Origin of the sequence: Streptomyces sennicomposti (genome assembly GCF_019890635.1) — a bacterium.
GTDB lineage: Bacteria > Actinomycetota > Actinomycetes > Streptomycetales > Streptomycetaceae > Streptomyces > Streptomyces sennicomposti.
This window is the reverse complement of the sequence record NZ_JAIOAB010000024.1, coordinates 47,627-73,288: the sequence shown is the minus strand read 5'-3', so window position 1 is coordinate 73,288 and position 25,662 is coordinate 47,627. Positions and strand designations below refer to the sequence as shown.

Annotated in this window: 23 protein-coding genes and 2 tRNA genes; 15 read left to right on the top strand and 10 right to left on the bottom strand. The window is 73.0% G+C overall.

The window, feature by feature from the left end:
- Nucleotide 1 precedes the first annotated feature (1 nt).
- The 9 genes from K7787_RS15995 to K7787_RS15955 all read left to right on the top strand — a co-directional run bounded on the left by K7787_RS15995 (nucleotide 2) and on the right by K7787_RS15955 (nucleotide 8,609).
- Nucleotides 2-1,054 (top strand): ABC transporter ATP-binding protein, encoded by a 1,053-nt coding sequence (locus K7787_RS15995; RefSeq protein WP_019980580.1) that lies wholly within the window; start codon nucleotides 2-4, stop codon nucleotides 1,052-1,054.
- Between the two features lie 274 nt (nucleotides 1,055-1,328).
- Nucleotides 1,329-2,153, top strand: a complete 825-nt coding sequence (locus K7787_RS15990; protein WP_223001829.1) for a 2-aminoethylphosphonate ABC transporter permease subunit — start codon at nucleotides 1,329-1,331, stop codon at nucleotides 2,151-2,153.
- Nucleotides 2,140-2,937: an ABC transporter permease gene (locus K7787_RS15985; protein ID WP_009188791.1), complete on the top strand. Its 798-nt coding sequence runs from the start codon at nucleotides 2,140-2,142 to the stop codon at nucleotides 2,935-2,937. Before K7787_RS15990 ends, K7787_RS15985 begins: the two co-directional genes overlap by 14 nt.
- A gap of 58 nt (nucleotides 2,938-2,995) precedes the next feature.
- Entirely contained in the window at nucleotides 2,996-4,117 is a 1,122-nt protein-coding gene (locus K7787_RS15980; RefSeq protein ID WP_372456648.1) for a 2-aminoethylphosphonate ABC transporter substrate-binding protein, read from the top strand.
- A gap of 79 nt (nucleotides 4,118-4,196) precedes the next feature.
- Nucleotides 4,197-5,744 carry an alkaline phosphatase family protein gene (locus tag K7787_RS15975; protein WP_223001813.1) on the top strand — a complete coding sequence of 516 codons (1,548 nt, stop codon included), beginning with the start codon at nucleotides 4,197-4,199 and terminating at the stop codon, nucleotides 5,742-5,744.
- Between the two features lie 111 nt (nucleotides 5,745-5,855).
- Nucleotides 5,856-6,635, top strand: coding sequence for an HAD-IIA family hydrolase (locus tag K7787_RS15970; protein ID WP_009188788.1), 780 nt, complete (start codon nucleotides 5,856-5,858; stop codon nucleotides 6,633-6,635).
- Between the two features lie 94 nt (nucleotides 6,636-6,729).
- Nucleotides 6,730-7,206 carry a hypothetical protein gene (locus K7787_RS15965; RefSeq protein ID WP_223001834.1) on the top strand — a complete coding sequence of 159 codons (477 nt, stop codon included), beginning with the start codon at nucleotides 6,730-6,732 and terminating at the stop codon, nucleotides 7,204-7,206.
- 13 nt (nucleotides 7,207-7,219) lie between these two features.
- A complete protein-coding gene (locus K7787_RS32275; protein ID WP_223001812.1) occupies nucleotides 7,220-7,504 on the top strand; it encodes a hypothetical protein in 285 nt (94 codons plus the stop codon).
- 70 nt (nucleotides 7,505-7,574) lie between these two features.
- Nucleotides 7,575-8,609, top strand: a complete 1,035-nt coding sequence (locus K7787_RS15955) for a glycoside hydrolase family 6 protein (protein WP_223001811.1) — start codon at nucleotides 7,575-7,577, stop codon at nucleotides 8,607-8,609.
- 57 nt (nucleotides 8,610-8,666) lie between these two features.
- Here K7787_RS15955 and glxA read toward each other — a convergent pair whose 3' ends face one another.
- The 3 genes from glxA to K7787_RS15940 all read right to left on the bottom strand — a co-directional run bounded on the left by glxA (nucleotide 8,667) and on the right by K7787_RS15940 (nucleotide 12,800).
- The gene (glxA, locus tag K7787_RS15950; RefSeq protein WP_223001810.1) at nucleotides 8,667-10,607 is read right to left on the bottom strand and encodes a radical copper oxidase GlxA; all 1,941 of its coding nucleotides are present in this window, start codon (nucleotides 10,605-10,607) and stop codon (nucleotides 8,667-8,669) included.
- Nucleotides 10,604-12,475 carry a glycosyltransferase family 2 protein gene (locus K7787_RS15945; RefSeq protein WP_223001809.1) on the bottom strand — a complete coding sequence of 624 codons (1,872 nt, stop codon included), beginning with the start codon at nucleotides 12,473-12,475 and terminating at the stop codon, nucleotides 10,604-10,606. Before K7787_RS15945 ends, glxA begins: the two co-directional genes overlap by 4 nt.
- Before the next feature lie 251 nt (nucleotides 12,476-12,726).
- Nucleotides 12,727-12,800: transfer RNA gene (locus tag K7787_RS15940), tRNA-Lys, on the bottom strand.
- A 199-nt stretch (nucleotides 12,801-12,999) separates the two neighbouring features.
- Between K7787_RS15940 and K7787_RS15935 the strand changes: the two genes are divergently transcribed.
- The 3 genes from K7787_RS15935 (at nucleotide 13,000) to K7787_RS15925 (ending at nucleotide 15,511) form a co-directional block, all read left to right on the top strand.
- The gene (locus K7787_RS15935) at nucleotides 13,000-14,091 is read left to right on the top strand and encodes an SPFH domain-containing protein (protein WP_223001827.1); all 1,092 of its coding nucleotides are present in this window, start codon (nucleotides 13,000-13,002) and stop codon (nucleotides 14,089-14,091) included.
- 136 nt (nucleotides 14,092-14,227) lie between these two features.
- Nucleotides 14,228-14,833, top strand: coding sequence for a lytic polysaccharide monooxygenase auxiliary activity family 9 protein (locus tag K7787_RS15930; RefSeq protein WP_009188783.1), 606 nt, complete (start codon nucleotides 14,228-14,230; stop codon nucleotides 14,831-14,833).
- Nucleotides 14,834-15,046: 213 nt separating this feature from the next.
- Nucleotides 15,047-15,511 carry a DUF3592 domain-containing protein gene (locus K7787_RS15925; RefSeq protein ID WP_009188782.1) on the top strand — a complete coding sequence of 155 codons (465 nt, stop codon included), beginning with the start codon at nucleotides 15,047-15,049 and terminating at the stop codon, nucleotides 15,509-15,511.
- 97 nt (nucleotides 15,512-15,608) lie between these two features.
- Here the strand turns inward: K7787_RS15925 and K7787_RS15920 are convergent.
- From K7787_RS15920 to ehuB, 6 genes are all read right to left on the bottom strand, one after another.
- A tRNA-Lys gene (locus K7787_RS15920) sits at nucleotides 15,609-15,682 on the bottom strand.
- Nucleotides 15,683-15,726: 44 nt separating this feature from the next.
- Complete coding sequence (locus K7787_RS15915; RefSeq protein ID WP_223001808.1) at nucleotides 15,727-16,527, bottom strand: IclR family transcriptional regulator; 801 nt, start codon at nucleotides 16,525-16,527, stop codon at nucleotides 15,727-15,729.
- A 152-nt stretch (nucleotides 16,528-16,679) separates the two neighbouring features.
- Nucleotides 16,680-17,468: an ectoine/hydroxyectoine ABC transporter ATP-binding protein EhuA gene (gene ehuA, locus K7787_RS15910; RefSeq protein ID WP_223001807.1), complete on the bottom strand. Its 789-nt coding sequence runs from the start codon at nucleotides 17,466-17,468 to the stop codon at nucleotides 16,680-16,682.
- Nucleotides 17,458-18,108 carry an ectoine/hydroxyectoine ABC transporter permease subunit EhuD gene (gene ehuD, locus K7787_RS15905; RefSeq protein WP_043260871.1) on the bottom strand — a complete coding sequence of 217 codons (651 nt, stop codon included), beginning with the start codon at nucleotides 18,106-18,108 and terminating at the stop codon, nucleotides 17,458-17,460. Before ehuD ends, ehuA begins: the two co-directional genes overlap by 11 nt.
- Complete coding sequence (gene ehuC, locus K7787_RS15900; RefSeq protein ID WP_223001806.1) at nucleotides 18,105-18,923, bottom strand: ectoine/hydroxyectoine ABC transporter permease subunit EhuC; 819 nt, start codon at nucleotides 18,921-18,923, stop codon at nucleotides 18,105-18,107. The genes ehuD and ehuC overlap by 4 nt, the downstream gene beginning before the upstream one ends.
- Entirely contained in the window at nucleotides 18,920-19,768 is an 849-nt protein-coding gene (gene ehuB / locus K7787_RS15895) for an ectoine/hydroxyectoine ABC transporter substrate-binding protein EhuB (protein WP_009188778.1), read from the bottom strand. The genes ehuC and ehuB overlap by 4 nt, the downstream gene beginning before the upstream one ends.
- A gap of 268 nt (nucleotides 19,769-20,036) precedes the next feature.
- Between ehuB and K7787_RS15890 the strand changes: the two genes are divergently transcribed.
- The 3 genes from K7787_RS15890 (at nucleotide 20,037) to K7787_RS15880 (ending at nucleotide 23,506) form a co-directional block, all read left to right on the top strand.
- A complete protein-coding gene (locus K7787_RS15890; protein ID WP_223001805.1) occupies nucleotides 20,037-20,786 on the top strand; it encodes a maleate cis-trans isomerase family protein in 750 nt (249 codons plus the stop codon).
- Between the two features lie 222 nt (nucleotides 20,787-21,008).
- Nucleotides 21,009-22,163: a glutathione-independent formaldehyde dehydrogenase gene (locus K7787_RS15885; protein WP_223001804.1), complete on the top strand. Its 1,155-nt coding sequence runs from the start codon at nucleotides 21,009-21,011 to the stop codon at nucleotides 22,161-22,163.
- A 257-nt stretch (nucleotides 22,164-22,420) separates the two neighbouring features.
- Nucleotides 22,421-23,506, top strand: a complete 1,086-nt coding sequence (locus tag K7787_RS15880) for an LLM class flavin-dependent oxidoreductase (protein ID WP_009188775.1) — start codon at nucleotides 22,421-22,423, stop codon at nucleotides 23,504-23,506.
- Nucleotides 23,507-23,532: 26 nt separating this feature from the next.
- Here the strand turns inward: K7787_RS15880 and K7787_RS15875 are convergent, their stop codons facing one another.
- Nucleotides 23,533-25,467: a putative bifunctional diguanylate cyclase/phosphodiesterase gene (locus K7787_RS15875; RefSeq protein WP_247720944.1), complete on the bottom strand. Its 1,935-nt coding sequence runs from the start codon at nucleotides 25,465-25,467 to the stop codon at nucleotides 23,533-23,535.
- Nucleotides 25,468-25,662: the final 195 nt, after the last annotated feature.

Here is a 25,662-nt window from a genome sequence, read left to right as displayed (position 1 = left end):
GATGAGCATCCGCTTCGACTCCGTCACGGTCGCCTACGACGGCAACGTCGTCCTCGACTCGCTCGACCTCACCGTCGCGCCCGGCGAGGTGATGGCGCTCCTCGGGCCGTCCGGGTCCGGCAAGACCACCGCGCTGCGGGCGGTCGCCGGGTTCGTACGGCCCGCGTCGGGGCGGGTGCTGCTCGGGGGGCGGGACGTGACGGACCTGCCGCCCCACCGGCGGGGCATCGGAATGGTCGTCCAGCAGTACGCCCTCTTCCCGCACCTGCGGGTCGAGGACAACGTGGCCTTCGGCCTCAGGGCCCGCCGCACCCCGCGCGCCGAGATCCGCGAACGGGTCGCCGAGGCGCTGGAGATGACCGGCATGGCCGCCTACGCCCGCCGCTACCCGCGCGAGCTGTCCGGCGGCCAGCAGCAGCGGGTCGCCATCGCCCGCGCGCTCGCCGTCCGGCCCGCCGTCCTGCTGCTCGACGAACCGCTGTCCGCGCTGGACGCCCGGCTGCGCTCCGGGATGCTCGCCGAACTGGCCCGCCTGCACCGCGAGTTGCCCGACGTGTCCATCCTCTACGTCACCCACGACCAGATGGAGGCGCTGACCCTGGCCGACCGGATCGCGGTGATGGACAAGGCCCGGCTCAGAGCCTGCGGCACGCCGCGCGAGCTGTACCGGGCGCCGGCCGACGAGTTCACCGCCTCCTTCGTCGGCAACGCCAACCTGCTCCCGGTCACCGTCACCGCCTCCGGCGCGGCCCTCGGCGACGCGCGGCTGACGGTCGACACCGCGGGAGCGGCGGCCGGCGCGCGGGCCACCCTGTGCGTCCGGCCGCACCTGGTCGGCCTCGGCGACGGCCCCAACCGGCTCACCGGCACCGTCCGCGAGATCCAGTGGCGCGGCTCCACGCACCGCCTGCACGTGGACGTGGCCGGGCACGCGGTGATGGCCGACCTGCCCGAGCTGCGCGACCCGCCCGCGCACGGCGCCGAGATCGCCCTGCACTTCGCACCCGAGGACGCGGTGCTGCTGGCCGCGGGGGTGAGCGGCGATGAACGCTGACCCCACCCTGCGCTCCGCCCCCGTCCCGGGGACGCCACCGGCCCCCGTCCCGGGGACCCCACCGGCCCCCGTCCCGGGGACGCCACCGGCCCCCGCTCCGGGGACCCCACCGGCCTCCGCCCCGGGGAGCGCACCCGCCCCCGCTCCGGGGAGCACACCTGCCCCCGCTCCGGGGAGCACACCCGCCCGCGCGGCGCACCCCGTCGCCGCTCCCGCGGCGGACCCGGGCACTGGCGTCGGCGGGGGCCCCGCCGGGCCGGGCCGGGGCCGCCGCCTGCGAGGAGCGTCGCCCCTCCTCTGGGCGCTGCCCCCCGTCGCCCTGCTCGCGGTGTTCTTCCTCTACCCCCTCGCCCTGGTCGTCCGGCAGTCCTTCCAGCCCGACAGCGGCGGCACCTCGCTCCAGCCGTACGCCGACGTGTTCGCGTCGCCGGCGTTCCGCGAGGCGCTGTGGACCACCGTCTGGCTGGCGCTCGCCTCGACCGCCGGATGCCTGGTGCTCGGGTTCCTGCTGGCGCTGGTCATCGCGTTCGTGCCGTTCCCCGGGGCGAAGGGCGTCGCCCGGTTCATCGACGTCTTCCTGTCCTTCCCGTCCTTCCTCATCACCCTCGCCCTCCTCTTCGTCTACGGCCGCACCGGTCTCGCCAACGGCCTGTGGACCGGGGCCACCGGCGCGGCGGACGGCCCCTTCGACTTCCTGACCACGCCCTGGGGCGTCCTGCTCGCGGAGGTCACCTACTTCACGCCGTTCGTGATGCGGCCGCTGCTCGCCGCGTTCGCGCAACTGGACACCGCGCAACTGGAGGCGGCGAGTTCGCTCGGCGCCCGCGCCCCGCGCATCGTCCGGCAGGTGATCCTGCCCGAGGCGCTGCCCGCGCTCGCGGCCGGCGGCAGCCTCGTCCTCGTGCTCTGCCTCAACGAGTTCGGCATCGTGCTGTTCACCGGCGCCAAGGGCGTCACCACACTGCCGATGCTCGTCTACGGCAAGGCGATCCTCGAGTCCGACTATCCGGGCGCCTGCGTGGTCGCCGTCGTCAACGTCCTGATCTCCGTGGGTCTCTACGGCCTCTACCGGGTGGTGAGCCGTCGTGCTGGTGCATAGCCGCGGGGCCCGCTGGGCCGTGTGGGCGGTGTTCCTCGTCCTCTTCCTGCCCCTGTTCGCCCTCCCCCTCCTCGTCGTCCTCGGCGCGTCCTTCGCCACCCACTGGTCCGGCGTCCTGCCCTCGGGCCTGACCACCGGCAACTACCGCGCCGCCACTCGCGGCGAGGCGCTGCAGGCGCTGACCACCAGCCTGGTCACCGCGCTCACCGCGAGCCTGCTCGCCCTGGCCGCCGGCACCTGGGCCGCCCTCGCGGCGGCGGCCCTGAGGAAACGGCAACGGCGCGTGATGGACGCCCTGTTCGTGCTGCCGGTCGCCGTGCCGTCGGTGGTCGTCGGACTCTCCGTGCTGGTGGCGTTCTCCAAGCCGCCGCTGCTCCTCAACGGCACCAGCTCGATCGTGATCGTCGCCCACACCGTGCTGGTCACCGCCTTCGCCCACCAGTCGGTCTCGGCGGCGATCGTCCGCCTCGACCCCGCCTACGAGCAGGCCGCCGCCTCCCTGGGCGCCCGGCCGGCGTATGTGCTGTGGCGGGTGCGGCTGCCGCTGCTGCTGCCCTCGCTCACCGCCGCCGCGGGCCTCTGCTTCGCCCTGTCCATGGGCGAGTTGAGCGCCACGATGATGCTCTACCCGCCCGACTGGACCCCGCTGCCCGTACTGGTCTTCGCGGCCACCGACCGCGGCGCCCTGTTCGCCGGCTCGGCCGTCGCCGTGGTCCTGATGGCCACCACCCTCCTCGTCCTGCTGGCCGTCTCCCGCGTCCGCACCCGCGCCTCCTACCGCTGACCCGGCGCGCCCCCGGACCCCCCAAACCCTCTCTCCACCGCAAGGAGTTCGCCCCGCCATGCCCGGAACCGCCATGCCCGCAAACGCCACGCCCGACCACCTCACGCGCGGACACGCCACCCGCCGCAGTCACGTCAAGCCCGCCCTCGCCCTCTCCCTCGCCCTGCTCGCCACCCCGCTGCTGTCCGCCTGCGGCGGCGAGTCCTCCGCCGCCGACGACAAGACCGTCACCGTCTACAGCGCCGACGGCCTCAAGGGCGAGAACGGCGACGGCTGGTACGACCGCGCCTTCGCGGACTTCGAGAAGCAGACCGGCATCAAGGTCAAGTACGTGGAGGGCGGCTCCGGCGAGGTGGTGCAGCGCGCCGTCCGCGAGAAGAGCAACCCGCAGGCCGACGTGCTGGTCACGCTCCCGCCGTTCATCCAGCAGGCCGACACCAAGGGCCTGCTCCAGAAGTACGCCCCGAAGGGCGCCGACCAGGTCGCCGCCGCCGACAAGGCCGCCGACGGCACCTGGACCGCGCTGGTCAACAACTACTTCGGCTTCGTCTACAACAAGAAGGAGCTGAAGAAGGCCCCCGCCACCTGGAACGAACTCCTCGCGGCCGGCTACAAGAACAAGCTCCAGTACTCCACCCCGGGCGTCGCCGGCGACGGCACCGCCGTACTGATCAAGGCGATGCACGACTTCGGCGGCAAGGACGCGGCCCTCGACTACCTCAAGAAGCTCCAGGCCAACAACGTCGGCCCGTCCGCCTCCACCGGCAAGCTCGCCCCCAAGGTCGACAAGGGCGAACTCCTCGTCGCCAACGGCGATGTGCAGATGAACTACGCCCAGTCCAAGACCATGCCCAACCTCGGCATCTGGTTCCCGGCCGGACCCGACGGCAAGCACACCACCTTCGCCCTGCCCTACGCGGCCGGCCTGGTCACCAAGGCCCCGCACGGCGCCAACGGCAAGAAGCTCCTCGACTTCCTGCTCGACCGGCAGACCCAGCAGCAGGTCAGCGAGATCGGCGGCGGCTTCAGCGCCCGCCAGGACGTCAAGGCCACCGACGCCAACGCCGTCGCGCTCACGCGGCTGATGTCCGGCGTGGAGGTGTTCCAGCCCGACTGGAAGGACATCGAGACGAACCTCCCGTCGTACGTCGAGGCCTGGAAGTCCGCCACCGGCAGCTGACGGCCGGCGGCACCCCCGCGTACCGGCCCTCTTCCCCCGCTCCACCCCGCGCGCCCCTGGCACCACCGGGGGCGTCCGCATGCCCGTCCCCGTCCCGCCCGACCACGTGCCCCCTTCCCTCCCGGAGGTCCCCGTGCCGTCCCGCATGTCCCGCCGCGCCTTCCTCGTCTCCGCCGCCGCGGTCGCCGCCGCCGCCGGTCCGCTCGCCGCCGTCGCCCAGGCCGCCGCCAAGACCCCCAAGGTCCTGGTCATCGGCCTGGACGGCGCCCTGCTGTCCCGGATCGAGGACGCCGACGCCCCGAACCTCGACGCCCTGAGGGCAGCCGGTCTCACCGCCCCCAGCAGCATCTACGCCGCCCCGCTCGCCCCCACCCTCTCCGGCCCCGGCTGGTCGACGATCCTCACCGGAGTCTGGCCCGACAAGCACAACGTCAAGGACAACGCCTTCACCGGCGCCCGCTTCACCCAGTACCCCGACTTCCTCACCCGCGCCGAGACCGCGAAGCCCGCCCTGAACACCTACGCGGTGGCCTCCTGGAACCCGCTCACCGACACGGTGTTCTCCGCCAAGGTGGACACCCGCGTCTCCACCCCCGCCGCCGAGTACGACACCGGCACCACCTCCCGCGCCGTCGCGCAGCTGAGCGGCGGCGACCCGGACGCGGTGTTCGTGCAGCTCGACAGCATCGACCACGCCGGGCACAGCTACGGCGCCGCCTCCCAGCAGTACCTGGACGCCATCCACACCGCCGACGCGCAGGTCGGGCAGATGGTCGCCGCGATCAAGTCCCGCGGCACGTACGCGAATGAGAGCTGGCTCGTCATGGTGACCGCCGACCACGGCCACACCGACGCGGGCGGCCACGGCGGCTCCACCCTCCAGGAGCGGCAGACCTTCCTCATCGCCACCGGCCCCGCCGTGGCCGCCGGTTCGGTCCGCCACGACGTGAAGATGCCCGACGTCGCCGCCTCCGCCCTCGCCCACCTCGGCATCGCCCTCGACCCGGCCTGGGGCCTGGACGGACGGCCCCTCCAGCAGCCCGTCGCCGACGACTTCGACGCCCTGCGCAGCGGGTTGCGCACCCGGACCGACGAGACGGGCATCCCCGCCGCCCTCCTCGGCTACACCCACACCCCGCCCGCCGGCTGGTCCGTGGACGACTCCGCCATGGGCACGGGCGGCGTCACCGAGTGGCGCGGCTGGTCCTTCACCACCGACGAGTTCTGGACCCAGGCCCAGCGCGACCAGAACCGCGAGTGCAACGTCCGCGCCCGCGACGTGTTCGCGGTGGCCGACGGCGACGAGTGGAGCGACAAGTCCTTCTCCGGCGCCTTCGACTCCACCCTGGTCAGCCCCGCCTACCCCGTCACCGGCGGCCGCACCGCCACCTTGACCTACACCACCTTCTACCGGCAGGACGGCACGCAGAAGGGCGAGGTGCTCGTCTCCTACGACGGCGCCGCCCCCGTCTCCGTGCGCGCCTACACCGCCGACGTCCCCTCCCGCACCGAGACGGTCGCCCTGCAGGTCCCCTCGGGCGCGACCACGGCCCGGATCCGGTTCCGTTACACCGGCGGCAACAACTGGTACTGGGTGATCGACGGTGTGAAGATCACACAGCCCTGATCCGGCCGGGGTCGCTCGCGGCCGGTGCTGGCTAGTCTGGGGGGCGTCGGTACGCCGTGGTTCCGGCGCCCCCGCCCGTACGACCGCACGCACGCCAGGAGACGCACAGACATGGCAGACCGCAAGCCCATCGAGTCGTGGCTGACCGACATGGACGGTGTCCTGATCCACGAGGGTGTTCCGATCCCGGGAGCCGACGCCTTCCTCAAGAAGCTGCGGGACTCCGGCCGGCCCTTCCTGGTCCTCACCAACAACTCCATCTACACCCAGCGCGACCTGCACGCCCGGTTGCTGCGCATGGGCCTGGACGTGCCGGTGGACAACATCTGGACCTCCGCCCTCGCCACCGCCCAGTTCCTGGACGACCAGCGGCCCGGCGGCAGCGCCTACGTCATCGGCGAGGCCGGTCTGACCACCGCGCTGCACGAGATCGGTTACATCCTCACCGACCACGAGCCCGACTTCGTGATCCTCGGCGAGACCCGCACGTACTCCTTCGAGGCCCTGACCAAGGCGGTGCGGCTGATCAACGACGGGGCCCGGTTCATCGCCACCAACCCCGACAACGTCGGCCCCTCCGTCGAAGGCGACCTGCCCGCCACCGGCTCCGTCGCCGCCCTGATCACCGCGGCGACCGGCCGCAAGCCGTACTTCGTCGGCAAGCCCAACCCGCTGATGATGCGCGCCGGGCTGAACGCGATCGGCGCCCACTCGGAGACCTCCGCGATGATCGGCGACCGGATGGACACCGACGTGCTGGCCGGTCTGGAGGCGGGGATGCGGACGTTCCTCGTCCTGACCGGCGTGACCCAGCCCAAGGACGTGGACCGCTACCCGTTCCGGCCGTCCGAGGTCATCGACTCCATCGCCGACCTGGTCGACCGCGTCTGACCGGCCCCTCTTCGTCACCCGTACGGAGCAGCAGAGGCCGTGCCGGGATGCGGGCGCGGCGGCCGGGAGGTCTCCTGTCAGCGGAGGTCTCACGATGGGTTCACTGCGCCTGACCGTCTGTGCGGGGCTGCTGGTGGCCGGCGCGTTCGCCCCGGCGTTCGACACCACCGGCGTCGCGGGCCCGGCGGACCGGCTGGACGACGCCGGGCACAGCCGCGTCGCGGTGACCACGTCGACGCCCACCGATGCGAAGTCCACCGGCGGACACTCCAGGAGCGGCGCCGGCGACTCCACCGGCCGCAACCCCACCGCGGACGACCCGACCGCGGACGACCCGGGCGTCGGCGACTCCACCGCCGACGACTCGGGCGTCGTACCGCCGCCCGAGTCGCCGACGCCGTCGGCCTCGGCCTCCGCCTCCGCCTCCGCGCAGGCCGTGCCCGAGACCCCCGGCACGGCGCACGCGGTGACCGGACTCGTCCTCGCGGCCGCCGCCGCGGTCGCGGTCGTCCTCCTGCCCCGGGCGCTCGGCCGGGACCGCGCCCGCCGTACGCGCCGGGGAACGGACTGAGGGAGCGATCACCATGCCCGACACCCAGGACCACCGGCACGGCGCCGGCCGCCTGCTGACCGGGACGGCCTGGCTGGTGCTGCTGCTCGGAGCGTGGCTGTGGAGCGGCGGGGGCGGCCAGCGGGCCGACCTGCCGCAGCGGCATCCCGGCCCCGCCACCGGCGACATGGCCGCCGCGGGCCGCCCCGACCGGACCGGCCCGGCGGCCCCCGGCCCACCGTCCTCCGCGAGCCCCGCGCACACCGTCCGCGCCACTCCGTCACCCGCCTCCGTGCACCTCCCCGGAACCGGCCCCTGAGCCATCCCCGCCTGGCAGCATGGGCATGTGCCGCACGACCGGCGGACCAGGGGGGAGTCGCATGGACGGCATGAGGGGAGCCCGCCCGTACGCCCCGGGGGCCCGGGCGCGGGTGTCCGCGGCGCTGCTGGGGGCGGCGCTGCTGCTCACCGGCTGCTCCTCCGCCGGGGGAGACGACGAGGGGCACGGCGGCGGCGCGAACGCGGCCGTCACCCAGCAGCCGGAGGACAGCGACCCGTACTGGGTGAACCCGGACAGCCGGGCGGCCCGGCAGGTCGCCGCGTACACCGGGGCCGGCCGGACGGCCGACGCCGAGCGCGTCCGCCGGATCGCCGAGCAGCCGACCGGCGAGTGGATCGGCCCGGAGAACCCCGAGCAGGAGGCGCGCGGCTTCACCGAGGCCGCCGCGAAGGCCGGCCGCACCGCGCTGCTCGTCCTCTACGACATCCCGCACCGCGACTGCGGCCAGTACTCGCAGGGCGGCGCGGCCGACGGCGACGGCTACCGCGCCTGGATCGACGGCGTGGCCCGGGGCATCGGCGACCGCGCCGCCACCGTCGTCCTGGAGCCGGACGCCGTACTGCACCTGGTGGACGGCTGCACCCCCGAGGAGTTCCGCGAGGAGCGCTACGACCTTCTCCAAGGTGCGGTGACCAGGCTCAAGTCCCTGAAGAACACCAAGGTCTACCTGGACGCCGGGAACGCCGGCTGGGGTCACCCCGACCAGATCTTCGAGCCGCTGCGCCGCGCCGGCGTCGAGCGGGCCGACGGCTTCGCCGTCAACGTCTCCAACTTCTACTCCACCGAGGACTCCCTCGCGTACGGCAAGCAGCTGTCCGCGAAGGTCGGCGGCAAGCACTTCGTCATCGACACCAGCCGCAACGGCAACGGCCCCTATACGGAGGGCGATCCAAGCGAGCGCTGGTGCAACCCGCCCGGCCGCGCCCTCGGCGAGCCGCCCACGACCCGCACCGCCGACCCCCTCGTGGACGCCTACCTCTGGGTCAAGCGCCCCGGCGAGTCCGACGGCACCTGCAAGGGCGGCCCGAAGGCGGGGGAGTGGTGGGAGGAGTACGCGCTGAAGCTCGCGGCGGCGAGCGAGTAGCGCAAGCGGCCGACGGCTCGGGGCGCCCGCTCGCGGGTCGCCCCGAGCCGGGGACGGCTACGGCACCTTCACCCACTGCGCCTTGCTCGGCGTCCCCTGGTCGTCGTCCACGAACAGCATGTACCAGCCCGACGGCACCAGGTTCCGGTTCTTCGGCACCGTCACTGTGATCCGGTCGCCGGACGCCGTGAAGTCCAGGGCGACGGAGCGCTGGTCGACGTCTGTGACGTGGGTGGAGGCGCTCGGCCGGATCAGCCGGGCCTTGCGGACGGTCGCCGCGTGCTGCGAGGTGAACGTGGCGGAAGCGCCGCGCGCGACGGTCCTGGGGCCGCCCGACAGCGTGGGCCGCGCGTCCCGGTACAGATACGGCGGCGTGTAGATCTCGATGCGCTGCTCGAAGACGCCCGGCTTGGTGTTCGCCTTGTCGCCGTAGAGCGGGTCGGAGCCGAAGAACATCACCCGGCCGTCGGGCAGCAGGATCGAGCCCGCGTGGTAGTTGCGGCCCACCAGCGGATCGGCGACCCGCTCGAAGGCGTCGGTGCGCGGGTCGTACAGCCGGGCTTGGAGGATGTTCGAGTCGCCGCGCCCCCGGTAGTCCTCCGAGCCGCCGGAGACGAGGACCGAGTCGTCGGGGAGGATCGAGGTCTGCGGGTAGCGGGTGCCCTGGTCGAGCGAGGGGCCGTCGGTGAAGCGCGGGTGCTTCGCCCCCAGGTCGACGATCCGGGTCCTCGGGGTGGACCGTTTCGACTCGCCGACCCCGCCGCCCCCGACGACCAGGTACTTCTCGTCCTGCGCGGGCGGCAGCAGCACCGTCGCCGAGGTCTCCATCAGGTCCGGGTCGCTCAGCCCCGGCACCTTGGTGAACTTGTTGCTCGCCACGTCCCAGACGCCGGGGTCGCGCCCCACGTCGTCGGGGCCGTAGCCGGCGTTCGAACCGGAGTAGAAGATCTTGCCGTTCGCCGTCAGGAACAGCGCCGGGTAGGTCGGGAACTGGCGGGTCTCCGGGGTGTACGACCACGTCCTCGTGCTCGGGTCGAAGATCTCGTTCTTGCCCGGGACCAGCTGCCCGATGTCGTCCAGGCCCGAGACGCTGAGGATCCTCCCGTCGCTCAGGGTGGTGAGCGTCGGGTACCAGCGGGCCTCGTTCATCGGATCGACCTTGATGTACTTCTCGGCGACCGGGTCGAACTCGTAGGCGTCCCGGATCCCCTGGAAGTCCTTCTTGTCCAGGGCGAGTTTCTGCGCGATGCCGTAGGTGTTGCGGGCGTCGGCGCCCTTCAGGCCCTTGATCCGGTAGTTGTCCTGGGTGCCGGTCTCGTACCGCGTGCCGCTCCTCAGCGCCTCGACGTAGATCCGGCCGAGGCCCGGGGTGTTGCCGAGGAACTTCCCGGTCCTCCTGTCGAAGTTCTTCTTCGCGCGCGGCACCAGCACCGGGTCCTTGGAGACGAACGTCCTGCCGTTCGCCCGGCCGGTGAAGGAGGTGCCGGCGGGCAGCGTGATCGGCTTGTCCGGGTTCTCGTTGTGGACGATCATCAGGCCGCCGGCCTTCGTGACGTCCCCCTTCAGCTTCTCGTACCGCTTGGTGCCGCCCGCGATCAGGACGGAGCCGTCGGCGAGCTGGGTGTGCCCGGTGCAGAACAGATCGTTCGGCGTGGGCACCTTCTTGATCGTGCCCTTGACCGGGTCCCAGATCCGCGAGTCGAACTTCCTGGCGTCGAAGTTCGCCTGGTTGTTGCCCGAGCCGGCCACCAGCAGCACCTTGCCGGTGTGCAGCAGCACGGCGTGGATGGTGTCCTGCCGGTACTCCTTCGGGAACTCCACGATGTCCCAGTGGCCGTGGGCGGCCTTGTACCCCGGCTCGTCGATCTTGTACTGGTGGTAGCGCTCGGCGCCGAAGCGGTAGAGCCACGGCCCGTTCATCCCGGCCAGCGCGAGCACCACCACCGCGCCGATCCCGACCCGGCGGGCCCGGCGCAGCCCGGCCTGCTGCCGCCTCATCCCTCACGACCTCCCGCCGCGCCCGGTCCCATGGCGTGGGCGTACGCCGGCGGTACGGCGTCCTCGGGCCCGGCGGCCCCGGGCGGGGGCGGCGCGGGGGCGGTGGCCGCGCGCCGGTCGCGGCGCAGGGTCCACCGCCAGACGAGGATCGGCGAGGCGGTGATGAGCAGCGCGAGCGAGGCCCAGGTCAGCATCGCCGGGTGGAGATGCCCGAGGGCGGCCCCGGCGGCGATCGAACCGCCGAAGACCGCGATGAAGAACCAGTGCACGCGGAAGGTGCCGAACAGGGTGTCGGGGCTCGCCGACTCGCCCTTCGGCGTCACCACGAACCGGCTCCTGCGGCGCAGCACGGCGTCGGTGAGCGAACGGGCGTAGATCGGCGCCGACACCGCCGACATCACCATGCCGGCCACCCCGCCGGAGCCCTCCGGCTCGTGCGGGGAGACGTTGTGCCGGCGGTTCCAGACGTACAGGCCGATCTGGAGCGCCGAGGCGTTGCCGTACAGCATCAGCCACACCGTCGGGTCGATGTTCACGCCGGAGGCGCCGAGGCCCAGGAAGAGCGCGCAGCTCAGCGCGGCCAGCATCCAGTTGAGGGCCGACATCGGATAGAAGACGATCATCATGGTGTAGTTGAAGAGCCGGCCCGGCGGCAGCGAGCCGAAGCCCTTCCAGTACTGCTTGAGGATCGTCTCGTACGTCCCGCGCGACCAGCGCAGCTGCTGGGTGAAGAAGTCCGTCCAGGCCGCCGGGCCCTCGCCGACGGCGAGCACGTCCGGGGTGTAGACCGACTTCCACCTGCGGCCCGTGGCCGGGTTCTTGGCGCGGTGCATCTCGAAGCCGGTGGCCATGTCCTCGGTGATCGAGTCGTACAGGCCGCCGATCTGCCGGATGGCGCCGATCCGCACGGCGTTGGAGGTGCCGACGAACATCGGGGCGCCGTAGCGGTTGCCGGCGCGCTGGACCAGGGCGTGGAAGAGGAACTGCTGGGACTCGGCGGCCTTGGTGACGAAGGTGTCGTAGTTGCCGTAGACCTGCGGGCCGATGACGAAGCCGACGTCCGGGTCGCGGAAGTAACCGAGCATCCGCTCCAGGTAGTTGGGCAGCGGCACATGGTCGGTGTCGACGGAGGCGAAGAAGTCGTAGGCGTCGCCGTGCGCCTGGAGCCAGGCGTTGTAGTTGCCGTGCTTGGTCTTCGCCCGGAACGGTCCCTTCGGCCGGTTCCAGCGCTCGACGCCCTTGCGGGTGAAGTGGTGCACGCCCAGGCGTGCGCAGACCGTCTTCACCTCGTCGTCGTCGCCCTCGTCCAGCAGCCAGACGTGCATGACGCCCCGGTGGCGCAGCCGCACCGCCGCCTGAAGGGTCCGGGTGACCATCTCCAGCGGTTCCTTGCCGGGCACGAAGGTGGTGAGGAAGGCGACCCGGGTGCCGGTCTCGGGCACCACCGGGACCGGGTCGCGGGCGACGAGCGTGGCGTGCGCGTTGGACAGCACGTTCAGACAGCGGAACAGCTCGATCAGCCCGATGGAGACCAGCATCACCACGTCGAGGACCGGCAGGAAGCCGTACGCCGGGTGGTCGCGCTCGGTCCAGTGGCCGGGCCGCAGCAGCCAGGCCAGCAGGACCAGCGAGAGCAGCGGTGCGGCGGCCAGCATCAGCGCGACCCGCAGCCGGTGCGGCTCCTGCGAGAGCAGGGAGCGGTAGCGCACCCGGTAGGGCCGGTCGGGATCGGGCCGGGTGAGCGGTCCGGCCAGCCGGCTGTGGTGCTCGTAGTCGTATCTCGGCAGGTTCCCGCGCAGCCGGACCGTCTCGGTCGGATCGTGCCGGTGCCGGTGCCGGTGCCGGGCGCCCGTCGGCGTCGACGTCATGAGTCATCCCCCCGCACGCGAGGTCGCGCGCGTGTCGATCGATGTCCTGCCGGTTGCATGGCTGCCCCCCTCGGCGGCCGGCGACGCGAGGGAGCCCCGGTGCGCACGGGGGTGTGGAGGGGGTGCAGGAGTGAGGGGAGGGGCGCATGGGTCCGCGCGTGCGCTGCCGCCGCGCGCGGCGCAGCCGCGCGGAAACGAAGATGGCGGGCTGGGTTCGCGCTTTCTGCGAACACAACCCGCCATCGTCATCGTGCGCCGCCAGGGACTCGAACCCCGGACCCGCTGATTAAGAGTCAGCTGCTCTAACCAACTGAGCTAGCGGCGCCTGCTGACGTGGACAACTTTACAGGACGGTGGATGGTGGTTCTGACCACCTGCGGGTGGGCGCCCGGGGCGCCTCTCCCCCTCCGGGCGACCCGGATGCATCCTTCTGGTCGTCAGACAGGCGTATTTTCAGCCGTGTTGTGACACTGATCAACGTGCACAGATCCGGACAAGTCCGTATGGAGTGTGACGTGGATCGCATGGATTCCCCGGCCGACCTGGCGAGTCGTACCGTCTCGCGGCTCATCCAGAACGAGGTCACCACCGAGATCCCCGTCCACCTCCTGTTCCGCGACGACCCCGACCCCGGCCGCCGCGAGCCCCGTACCGCCCCGATCGCGCTCGGCCCCGCCGTGGTGGGCAGCAGACGGGGCGCCGGCGAGCAGCCGCGCTCCCGCCGCCGCGCGCCCGCGCCCGCCAACGCCGCGCCGGAGCCGGACCCGGCGCTGGCGGAGCGGCCGGCGCGGGTGCTTCCGGGGGCGGTGGGGGTGCTCGCCGGGGTCTGCGGGGCGGCGGGCTGTGCGGCCACGTCCTGGTGGGCGGGCGTCCTGCCGTTCGCCCAGGGCGCGGGCGCCGGCCTCGGCCTGCCCCAGTGGGCCGCGTACGCCGGCGCGGGCGCGCTCGGGCTGGCCGGCTTCGGCGGGCTGACCCGGGGCCGGACCGGCCGGGCCTGGGTGCTCGGCCTGTTCGGCCGCTACCGGGGGACCGTCCGGCGCACCGGGCTGCTGTGGGTCAGCCCGCTGGTGCCGCGCCGCCGGATCGACGTACGGCTGCGGCACTGGCGCAGCGAGCCGATGCCGGCCGCCGACGCGAACGGCATCCCGCTCAGCGTGGCGGTCCTCGTGGTGTGGCGGGTGCGGGACACGGCGCGGGCCGCGCTCGGGATCGACGACCACGAGGTGTATCTGCGCGAGTGCGTGGAGGCCGCCCTCGCCCGGGTGCGGGTGGCGGCGCCGGGCGGCTCGCGCGGGGCGGCGGAGGCGGCCGGGGAGGCGCTGACCCGGCTGGTGGCGCGGGAGACGGGGGCGGTCGGCCTGGAGGTCTACTCGGTGCGGCCGGCCCGCGTCGAGTACGCCCCCGAGGTCGCCGAGGCCATGCACCGGCGCAGCGTGGCCGCGCTGGACGCCCGGGACCGGGCCGGTGCGCTCACCTCGGTGGTGGACTCGGTCGAGGACACGGTGACCCGGCTGGCCATGCGCGGGCTGGTCGATCTGGACGACGGCGAGCGCAAGGTGCTGGTGCGGGACCTGACGGTGGCGTTCTGCGCCGGACGCCGGGAAACCATCCCGTGATTGGTATGGACATGTTCAAGTGGTCGCCATAATCTGGCACTTGGTCTAGACCAACGCGTGCGGCGTCGCACGCACCACCGCACGCGGCACAGTCCAGCTCACCGAACCTCCCCACACGTTCACCAGGAGCGACCACATGCGGACCAAGGCCAAGTTGTACGCGGCCGTGCTGGGCCTCACCACCGCCGGAGCGTTCGTCCTCTCCACCGGCGGCGCCAGCAGCCACGGGTACACCGATCTCCCCATCAGCCGGCAACTGCTCTGCGCCAACGGCACCGTGCAGGGCTGCGGCTCCATCCAGTGGGAGCCGCAGAGCGTCGAGGGCCCCAAGGGCTTCCCGGCGTCCGGGCCGGCGGACGGGCAGATCTGCTCGGGCAACCACGGCGAGTTCGGCGCCCTGAACAGCCCGACCACCCCCTCGGGCGGCGCCTGGCCCACCACGAAGGTCACCGGCGGCCAGAGCTACACCTTCCGCTGGCAGTTCACGGCCCGCCACGCCACGACCGACTTCAAGTACTACGTCACCAAGCAGGGCTGGAACCAGAACCACGCCCTGACCCGGGCCGATCTCAACACCACCCCGTTCCTGACGGTCCCCTACGGCGGCAAGCAGCCGCCGGCCACCCTCAGCCACAGCGGCACCCTGCCGACCGGGCTGAGCGGCCACCACGTGATCCTCGGCGTGTGGACCATCGCCGACACGGGCAACGCGTTCTACGCCTGCTCGGACGTCACGTTCTGACCCGACGGGCCCCGGCGGACCTCCGTGCCCCGGCGGACCTCCGTGCCCCGGCGGACCTCCGGGGCGCGGCGGACGTCCGGACGCGGGCGGTCTCCCGGTCTCCCGGCCCCCGGCGAACTCTGAGCGTTACTTGAGCCGCCGGGGCGGCCGGCGTGGGTAGCTTCCTGCCATGCCGGCCGATCGGGGCCGGCCGGGGGACTTCCGGGGGGCACCATGGAAGCGCTGTTCTACGCCGTACCCACGCTCATGATCGCCTTCGCGGTCCTCGCGCTGGTCGCGATCGCCCGACGGGCGCGCCGGGTGCGCGACGCCTGGGACGGCGGTCTGACGGCCGAGGCGCGCTGCCTGCGGACGTACACCACGACCAGCGGCGGCGGGAACACCTCCGTCAGCACGACGCTGCACCACGTCTACGCCTTCCGCACCCGCGAGGGCCGCGAGGTGCGGTTCGAGGAGACGGGCGGGCCGGCGACGAGGGTCGAGGGCGACTTCGCCACCGTGCACTACCGGGCCGAGCACCCCGAGCACGCCACGGCGCACGCCCCGGCGCGCCGTGGGCGGCTCGCCGCGGAACAGGGCTGCGTCTTCGCCTTCCTCGGCGTGTTCATCGCCGGCTGCCTGACCTTCATGGCCGTCGCCCACACCCTCTTCTCGGAGGCGGGGGACCTCATGCCGTGAGGAGGCGCCGGGACGCCGCGCGCGGCGCAGCCGCGCAGAAACGAAGATGGCGGGTTGTGTTCGCGCTTTCCGCGAACACAACCCGCCATCGTCATCGTGCGCCGCCAGGGACTCGAACCCCGGACCCGCTGATTAAGAGTCAGCTGCTCTAACCAACTGAGCTAGCGGCGCATGACTCCCGCCTTCCGCTTCCGCGGCCGGCGACGAAGAAAATACTACCCGGTGCCGAGGGATGCTCGTGACCACCCGTCCGTCAGCCGGATGGCCAGCGCGAGCAGCACCGGAGCGGAGTTCCGGCCGAGCCCCTCCACGGCCCGGCGCAGCCGGTGCGCCTGCTCGGTGGGCAGCGACAGCGCCAGGCACCCCACGGCGGAGCCGGCCCGTACCGGGACCGCCGCGCAGACCGTGCCGACGGCGTACTCCTGGAGGTCCAGCACCGGGGCCGTGGGCGGCTGGGCGTCCAGACGGGACAGCAGCAGCTTGTCGCTGGTGATGGTGCGCGAGGTGAGCCGGGCCATCCGGTGCCGGGCGAGATGGTCGCGCCGCCCGTCGTGGTCGAGCTGGGTCAGCAGGCTCTTGCCGACCGCGGTGGCGTGCGCCGAGCAGCGGAAGTCCACCCACTCGTGGACCGCGGGCGCGCTCGGCCCCGCGGCGTACTGGGTGACGCTGACCTCGCCGTCCACGTACCGGCTCAGATAGACGGCCGCGCCGACCTGGTCGCGCAGCCGCTCCAGGACCGGCTGGAGCAGCGCGCGCAGCGCCCGTTCGTCGCCGCGGGCCGCGCCGAGGCGGGCGAGGGCGCCGCCGGCGACGTAGGCGTCCTCGGTGACCTGCTCGACGTAGCCCTCGCGGCGCAGCAGCCGCAGCAGGGCGGTCAGCCGCCCGGCGGGCAGGGCGGTGCGCCGGGACAGTTCGGCGGCGGTGACCCCGGCGGAGTGCCGGGAGACCGTCTCCAGGACGCGCAGCGCGTCGGAGACGGAGTGGTCGAAAGCGGTCGGCTCGTGCTTCAGCGCCACGGATTCCCCCTGCGCCTGCTCGCTCCTCGGGCCGTGATCCGGCCGGCCGGCCGGACCCGACCCACGATACGGGGCGCACGGGCCGCGCGGAGCGGCCGTCGGCGAGATTCCCCGCCCCGGCCGCCCCTCCGCGACATCGGCATATGCCAGGGTCACAGCACCGCGCTGAGGAACTCCCGGGTGCGCTCCTGCTCCGGGTCGCCGAAGATCTTCTCCGGCGGACCGGCCTCCACCACGCGCCCCGCGTCGAACATCAGCACCTGGTCGGAGATGTCCCGGGCGAAGCCCATCTCGTGGGTGACGCAGAGCATGGTGATGTCGGTGGAGCGGGCGATGTCGCGCAGCACGTCCAGGACGCCCGCCACCAGCTCCGGGTCCAGCGCCGAGGTCACCTCGTCCAGCAGCAGCACCTGCGGGCGCATCGCCAGCGCCCGGGCGATCGCCACCCGCTGCTGCTGACCGCCGGACAGCTGCGAGGGGCGCGCGTCGCACTTGTCGGCCAGGCCCACCAGGTCCAGCAGCTCCTGGGCCCGCTCCTCCGCCTCGTCCTTCGACAGGCCGAGCACGGTGACCGGGGCCTCGGTGATGTTCCTGAGGACGGTCATGTTCGGGAACAGGTTGAAGTGCTGGAAGACCATCCCGATCTTCTTGCGGATCTCCCGGACCTGTCTGGCGGGCGCCGGGAACAGCCGTTCCCCGGCCACCGTGATGGTGCCCTCGTCCGGCGTGGTCAGCGTCATCAGCAGCCGCAGGATCGTCGTCTTGCCCGAGCCGGACGGCCCGATCAGGGTGACGTGCTTGCCGGCGTCGACGCCGAAGTCGAGCCCGTCGAGGACCGTGTGGTCGCCGAACCGCTTGGTCACGTTCTCCAGGCGGACCAGTTGCGGGCCGGTCCCGGGGACGGGGGCGTGGTCGGGGTTCTTGGCGGTGTCAACGGACAAGACGTCGCTCCAGTGCTCGCAGGAGGAGGGAGGCCAGATAGGAAACGAGGATGAAGGCCACGCCGATCACGGTCAGCGGCTCGGTGAACCGGAAGTGCTGCTGGGAGTAGAGCCGGGCCTGCCCGAGCATCTCCAGCACGGTGATCGCCATCAGCATCGGCGTGTCCTTGAGCATCGAGATGACGTAGTTGCCGAGGGCCGGCACCACCCGGCGGATCGCCTGCGGCAGGATCACCGCCGTCCAGGTCCGCCGCCGGGGCAGGTTCAGCGCCGTCGCCGCCTCCCACTGGCCGGCCGGCACCGCCTCGATGCCCGCCCGGTAGACCTGCATCGTGTACGTCGAGTAGTGCAGCCCGATCGCGAAGACGCCGGTGGTCAGGGCCGAGAAGGTCAGGCCCCACTCGGGCAGCACGTAGAAGAGGAAGAACAGCTGCACCAGCAGCGGGGTGTTGCGGACGAACTCCGTCACCGCCCCCACCGGCCAGCGCACCCAGCGGGTGGGCGCGCGCATCAGCAGCGCCCACACCAGCCCGAGCGCGAAGGAGATCACCGAGCCGAGCGCGAGGGCCTGCAGGGTGACCAGCAGGCCGTCCCGGAAGTGCGGCATGAAGTCGCGTACGGCGCCCCAGTCCCAGTTCACGCGGCACCGCCCTCGGCCGTCCCGACACCGGACGCCCCGGTGCGCGCGGCGCGCGCCGCGGTGGCGCCGGTGCGCGCGGCGCCCACGCCGGAGGTCCCGCTGCCGGCCGCGCCCACGCCGGTGGTCGCGGCGCGCTTGACCGCCCGCGCCCCCGCTCCGTCCAGCGGGTCCTTGCCGATGCCCCGCTTCAGCCGCTTCTCCAGGCCGCGCATCAGCCGGGTCAGCGCGAACGCGATCAGGAAGTAGCCGATCAGCAGGTACGTGTAGATCTCGGCGCTCTCCTGGAGGGCGAGGCGCACCAGGTTGCCGCTGAAGGCCAGGTCGCCCATGCCCATGATCGACACCAGCGACGTGCCCTTGAGCAGCTCGACCAGCAGGTTGCAGAAGGAGGGGATCATCTCGGGCACGGCCTGCGGCAGCAGGATCAGCCGCAGCCGCTGCCAGGGCGTGAAGCTGAGCGCGATGCCGCCCTCGCGCTGCGCCGGGTCCACCGCGTTCAGCGCGCCGCGCACGATCTCCGAGCCGTACGCGCCGTAGGTCAGCCCGAGCGCCAGCGTGCCCGCCCACATCGGCACCAGCTGCCAGCCGAAGGCGGGCGGCAGCACGAAGAACACCCAGAAGATCATCACCAGCGCGGAGGTGCCGCGGAACACCTCGGTGTAGAAGCCCGCCAGGAAGCGGACGATCCACAGCCGGTGGGTGCGGGCGACGCCGACCGCGAAGGAGACGGCGCCGGCGAGCAGGGCGCTGAAGAACAGCAGCTGGAGCGTGGTCCACAGGCCCCGCAGTACGAGTTCCCACAGTCCGGTGGTCATCCCGCGCACAGCTCCTTCGCGGTCAGGTCCGTCATCTCGTCCTTCGTGAAGCCGAAGGGCCGCAGGATGCGGAACAGCTCGCCGCTCTTCTTCAGCTTGTGCAGCTCGGTGTTGAAGGCGTCCCGCAGCTTCGTCTCGGTCGGCCGGAAGGCGAAGGCGCCTCCGTCCACCTGCGGTTTGCCGTCCACCAGGGGCGCGAAGGCCTCGGTGGCCTCCGCCTTGGCGGACTTCTTCACCACCTCGCGGGTGGTGAGGGCGGTGCCCGCGAAGACGTCCGCGCGGCCGGCCTCGACGGCGTTCAGGCCGGCCACCTGGTCGGGGACGATCAGGATGTCGCTCTCCTCGTACCCGGCGGCCACCGCGTGCTGGATCTGCGCGTAGCCGGTGCCGGTGGCGAATTTCGCCTTCTTCGCGACGACGTCCCGGTAGTCGTGCAGGCCCTTCGGATTGCCCTTGCGGACGACGAAGGAGTCGAGCATCTGGTAGTCGGGGTCGGCGAAGATCACCTGCGCGCAGCGCTCCGCGTTGACGTACATCCCGGCGGCGACGACGTCGAACTGCTGGGAGTTGAGGCCCGGGATCAGCGAGCCGAACTCGGTCGGCACGGGCTGGACCTTCGCCACCCCGAGCCGCTCGAAGACCACCCGGGCCAGCTCGGGCGCCTCCCCGGTCAGCTCGCCGTCCCGGTCGATGTACCCGAACGGGATCTCGCCCGCGATGCCGAGCCGTACGACGCCCTGGGCCCTGAGCCGGTCCAGGAGGTCGCCGCCGTTCTCGGCGGACGCGGTGGCCACCCGGCTGCACCCCGCGGCGCCGAGCGCGCCGACCGCGCCGAGCGCCGCCACCCCCGCGAGCAGCGACCGGCGGGCGGGGGCTCGGGGCGGACCGCCGCGGGGCCCCGGACCGGGGCCGTTTCCCGGACCGCTTCCGGGTGCGTTCCCGGGTATCCGTCTGACTTTCCCAGGTGCGTCATGTGCATGTGGTGGAGCCATGAGCGCGCCGCTACCCAGACGCCGCGGGGTTATGCCGAGGAGATCCGCGGCCGCGCTGGGTACCCGGACAGGCACGGCCGCACCGTACGCGCGGCGGAGACGACACGCAGGAAGGCTGGTCATGACCGCACTCGGAATCCTCTACCCGGGCCACTTCGCCGAGGACGACTACCCCCGCATCGAACAGCTCCTGGGCAGCGACATCCGGGTGGACCTGATCGGAACGGAGAACGAGGAGGACGCCGGCGGGACGGAGACGGTCCCGGGCGCCCCGGACGGGAGCGCCCCGGACCACGACGCGTGGCTGCGGCGGAGCGTGGAGGCGCTGCGGCTGTCCGGCGCGGAGGCCGTGGTGTGGGCGAACACCCGCGGCGGCTTCGACCAGGGCTGGGAGGGCGCCCACGCGCAGGTGCGCGAGCTGGCCCTGGCCGCCGGCATGCCGGCCTCCTCCACCTCCTTCGGGTTCGTGAACGCGGCGCGGGAGATCGGGGTGCGCCGGGTCGCGGTCGCGGCGCCCTACGCGGACGACGTGACCGCCCGCTTCACGGAGTTCCTGCGGGCCGGCGGGCTGGACGCGGTCGCCGCGCACAGCGCCGGTCAGGCCACGGCGGCCGAGGTGGCCGGCTGGGGCGAGGCGCAGGTGCGGGCGCTGGCGCGGGCGGCGGACACGGCCGACGCGCAGGCGCTGCTCGTGCCCTGCACGGCGCTGCACACCGCCTCCTGCGTGGCGGAGCTGGAGAAGGAGCTGGGCAAGCCGGTCCTCACCGCGAACCAGGTCACCGTGTGGGAGGCGCTGCGGCTGACCGACCGGCGCGTCAACGCCCCCGGTCTCGGCGCGCTGTTCACCCGGGAACCCGTCATCCAGGTGTGACCTGAGTCACGTAGGGCGAGGGGCGGGGCCGGTGGGTTGCGGGGCCCCGTGCGGGGGCGTTACCTGGAACTGTCCGGCGGTGCGGCGAGAGTCCGCCCCCGGGGCCACGGCGCGGTCCGGCGGCCCCCGCCCGACCGCGCGTCCTCCCTGGCAGCGGCCCGTCGTCGCCGTGAAGGCCGGTGCTCGTCAAGGCCGGTGCTTTCGACGCGGAGGTGACCGAAGGTGAAAGCCGTCGTCTATGAGAAGCCCTTCAACGTCACGGTGCGGGACGTCGACGATCCGGGGATCCAGCACCCCAACGACGTGATCGTGCGCATCACGTCCAGCGCGATCTGCGGGTCCGACCTGCACATGTACGAGGGCCGTACGGCCGCGCAGGCCGGCATCGTCTTCGGCCACGAGAACCTCGGCATCGTCGAGGAGGTCGGCAGCGGCGTGACCTCGCTCGCCGAGGGCGACCGGGTCGTGATGCCGTTCAACGTGGCCTGCGGCTTCTGCAAGAACTGTCTCGCCGGGAAGACCGGCTTCTGTCTCACGGTGAACCCCGGGTTCGCCGGCGGGGCCTACGGATACGTGGCGATGGGCCCGTACACCGGCGGCCAGGCGGAGCGGCTGCGGGTGCCGTTCGCCGACTTCAACTGCCTGAAGCTGCCGCCGGGGGAGGAGCACGAGACCGACTTCGTGCTGCTCGCCGACATCTTCCCGACCGGGTACCACGGCTGCGAGCTGGCCCAGGTATCGCCGGGCGAGTCGGTGGCCGTCTTCGGCGCGGGGCCGGTGGGCCTGATGGCCGCGTACTCGGCGCTGCTGCGCGGGGCGTCCAAGGTGTTCGTGGTGGACCGGGTGCCCGAGCGGCTGGCCAAGGCGGAGGAGATCGGGGCCGTCCCGATCGACTTCACGAAGGGCGAGCCGGCCGACCAGATCAAGGAGCAGACGGGCGGCGAGGGCACCGACAAGGGCGTGGACGCCGTCGGCTACCAGGCGCAGTCCCACCACGAGGAGGGGCACGAGGAGCCGGCCGTCGTCCTCAACACGCTGGTCGAGACGGTACGGCCCACCGGACTCCTCGGCGTGCCGGGCCTGTACGTCCCGTCCGACCCGGGCGGCCCCGACGAGCACGCCAAGCACGGCCAGCTGCTGGTCTCGATCGGCAAGATGTTCGAGAAGGGGCAGCAGATGGGGACCGGGCAGTGCAACGTGAAGCGGTACAACCGCCAGTTGCGCGACCTGATCATCTCCGGCCGGGCCAAGCCGAGCTTCGTGGTCTCCCACGAACTCCCCCTGGACCAGGCCCCCCAGGCCTACGAGAAGTTCGACAAGCGGATCGAGGGCTATACGAAGGTGGTGCTCCACCCGGGCCACGCGCTGGCGGCGTAGGGGCTGTGCGGGGCGGGAAGGGCGAGGCGGCCCGCCTCGCCCTTCCCGCGGGCCTGCGGCGTCCGCGGTCGGCCGCCGGGGGGGGGGGGGCGCCGGCGCCGGTCCTGCCCGGCCCCCGGGAGGGCTGTGCCCGGGGTTCGGGGCGGGGACTTGTGCAGGTCCGGGTCGATCGGATGGGCGGGCCGGGGAACAAACGGGGACCGTCTCCTGTTGCCGACCGGAAGAGCACCGGACGGTACGAGCGCAGGAGGCACCCCGTGGCAGACGAGATCCGAGGCACGACACACGGCACGGCGCCCGTGCCCCTGTCCGTACTGGATCTGGTGACCGTGGGGGCGGGCCGCACGGCCACCGACGCCCTCCGCACCAGCGTCGCCCTGTCCCGTCTCGCGGAGTCCCGCGGCTACCACCGCTACTGGGTGGCCGAGCACCACTCCATGCCCGGCGTGGCGTCCTCCTCGCCCGCGGTGATCCTCGCCCACCTCGCCGCCCACACCGACCGCATCCGCCTCGGCTCGGGCGGCGTCATGCTGCCCAACCACGCCCCCCTGGTGATCGCGGAGCAGTTCGGCACCCTGGAGGCCATGGCCCCCGGCCGGGTCGACCTCGGCCTCGGCCGCGCCCCCGGCACCGACGGCGCCACCGCCGCCGCCCTGCGCCGCACCGACCGGCTCAACGAGGGCGCGGACGACTTCCCGCAGCAGCTCGCCGAGCTGACCCGCTTCCTGGACGACGACTTCCCCGACGGCCACCCCTACCGCCGTATCCACGCCGTCCCCGGCCCCGTCCAGGCCACCTCGCCCGGCGGCGTCCAGTCCCCGCACCGCCCGCCGATCTGGCTGCTGGGCTCCTCCGGCTTCAGCGCCCGGCTGGCCGGCATGCTCGGTCTGCCGTTCGCCTTCGCGCACCACTTCTCCGCGCAGAACACCGTCCCGGCCCTCGACCTCTACCGCGAGTCGTTCCGCCCGAGCGCGGTGCTCGACGCGCCGTACGCCCTCATCGGCGTCGCCGCCCTCGCCGCCGACGACGAGAAGGAGGCCCGCCGCCAGGTCCTGGCCGCCGCGCTGAACATGGTCCGGCTGCGCACCGGCCGCCCGGGCCTGGTCCCCACCCCGGAGGAGGCCGAGGCGTACGAGTTCAGCCCGATGGAGGAGGAGTTCGTCCGCTCCTGGAACGCCAACGTCGTCCACGGCACCCCGGACGAGGTCCGCGCCGGCCTGGACGACCTCCAGAAGCGCACCGGCGCCGACGAGCTGATGCTCACCGCCAACGCCCACGGCGGCGACGTACGCGTCCGCTCCTACGAACTCATCGCCGACGCCTACGGACTGCCCACCGCCTGACCCCCGGGCGCCGCGGTCGCCGCGTGTCAGCGGCGGCCGCAGGCGTGGCCGTCGAGGAGTTCGGAGATGCGGTCCGGTGACACCGGGCGGGAGTACAGCCAGCCCTGCCCGGTGTCGCAGCCGATCCGCCGCAGCCTGCTGGCCTGGTCGGAGGTCTCCACGCACTCCGCGGTGACGGTCAGCCCCAGCCGGTGCGCGAGCTGGATCATCGCCTCCACGATCACCTCGTCGGCGGGGCTGGGCAGCTCCGCCTCGCCCGTCTGCCGCCCGGGCTGGAACCCCCGGACGAAGGACCCGTCCAGCTTCAGCGCCGACACCGGCAGCCGGCTGAGGTAGGCGAGGTTGGAGTAGCCGGTGCCGAAGTCGTCGATGGCGATGGTGACGCCCATGTCGCTGAGCGCCCGCAGGGCCTCCAGCGGGCGTCCGGCCGAGCCCATCACCGCCGACTCGGTCAGCTCCAGCTGGAGCAGCCGCGGCGCGAGCCCGGTCTCCGCCAGCACCTCGGCGACGTCCGCCACCAGGTCGGAGTCCCACACCTGGCGGACCGCGACGTTGACGCTGACGAAGATCGGCGGCTCGTCCGGGTGGTCCAGCTGCCAGCGGCGCGCCTGACGGCAGGCGGTGGCCAGGATCCAGCGGCCCAGCGGCACGATCGAGCCGTCCTCCTCCGCCAGTGTGATGAACCGATTCGGCGTCAGCACCCCGAACTGCGGGTGCCGCCAGCGCACCAGCGCCTCCACCCCGCGCAGCCGCCCGTCCGCCATGGCGACCAGCGGCTGGTACTCCAGCGTGAACTCGCCCCGCTCCACGGCCGCGCGCAGCGTGGAGACGAGGGCCTGGCGGGTCATCCGGGTCGCGTTGCGCTCCGGGTCGAACAGGGTCCAGCGGGCCTTGCCGTCCGCCTTCGCCCAGTACAGCGTCGTGTCGGCCGCCTGCATCAGGGCGGTGGCCGAGGTCCCGGCCGCCTGCCGTTCGACCACGCCGATCGACGCCGACACCGACAGCCGCCGGCCGGAGACCTCGAACGGCTCCTGAAGCGCCGTCAGCACCGACTCGGCCAGATCGGCGAGCTGTTCGGTGCCGGTGGAGTCCTCCACCAGCAGCGCGAACTCGTCCCCGCCGAGCCGGGCCACCAGCGGCGCGCTCGCCCTGCCGTACCCGGCCTCGTCCGCACAGCCCTGGAGCCGCCGGGCCACGGCCGCCAGCAGCCGGTCGCCGATCCGGTGGCCGAGGGTGTCGTTGACCGCCTTGAAGCCGTCCAGGTCGAGGTAGCACAGGCCGATCCGGCCGGTCCCGCCGCGCTCGTACGACTCGGTCTCCAGCGCGGCCGACAGACGTTCGAAGAACAGCGTGCGGTTGGGGAGCCGGGTCACCGGGTCGTGCATCCGCAAGTGCCGCAGCCGGGACTGGAGTTCGCGGCGGACGCTGATGTCGGCGAGGGACAGCAGCACGCCCGCGGTGCTCTCCGGCCCGCTCGCGGGCGCGTCCGTGCCCGGGTGCTCCGCCGGCAGCGGTGCGAGGGTGACCTGGACCCAGCGGGAGCGGCCGTCGGCGTGCTTGAAGTGGCGGACGCAGCGCAGCCGTGCCTGCCGCCCGCGCAGCACCGCCCGGTACGCCTGCCAGGTGCGGGCGTCGGAGGCGAGGTCCACCAGATCGGCGGCGGGCCGGCCGGCCAGCTCGCCGGGGTCGGTGCCGAGCAGCTCGCCGAAGGTGTCGTTGGCGCTGACGACCAGGCCCTCGCGGTCCACGACGGCCATCGCGAGCGGCGCGGCGTCGAAGGCCGAGCGGAACGGCGATCCGACGGGTTGCGCCGTCCGGGTGACGCCGGGCGCGGGGGTGGGCCCGGAAGCGGGCTCGGGGGGCGCTGCGGGAGCCACCGTGCGGGCCACGGCCCCGGCGGCCCCGACGCGCACCTGGCCCCCGGCGGCGGCACCGGCCGATTCGACACCAGGCGGCGCCATAACATCACTCTGTGTGACTTTCGGCTGGATGAGGTCTGCCGTGGGCGTCGGCCCTTCGGACGTTCCGCTCACCGCTCGCTCCCGCAGTGCACTCGGTTCTCGTATCGGTCTCGTCGGGTGGCCGGCCGAGTGACGCTTGGCCGCCGGGCCCGTGTCCGCGCAGGAAAGTGCCAGGAAAGTGTGCCGATCATAGAG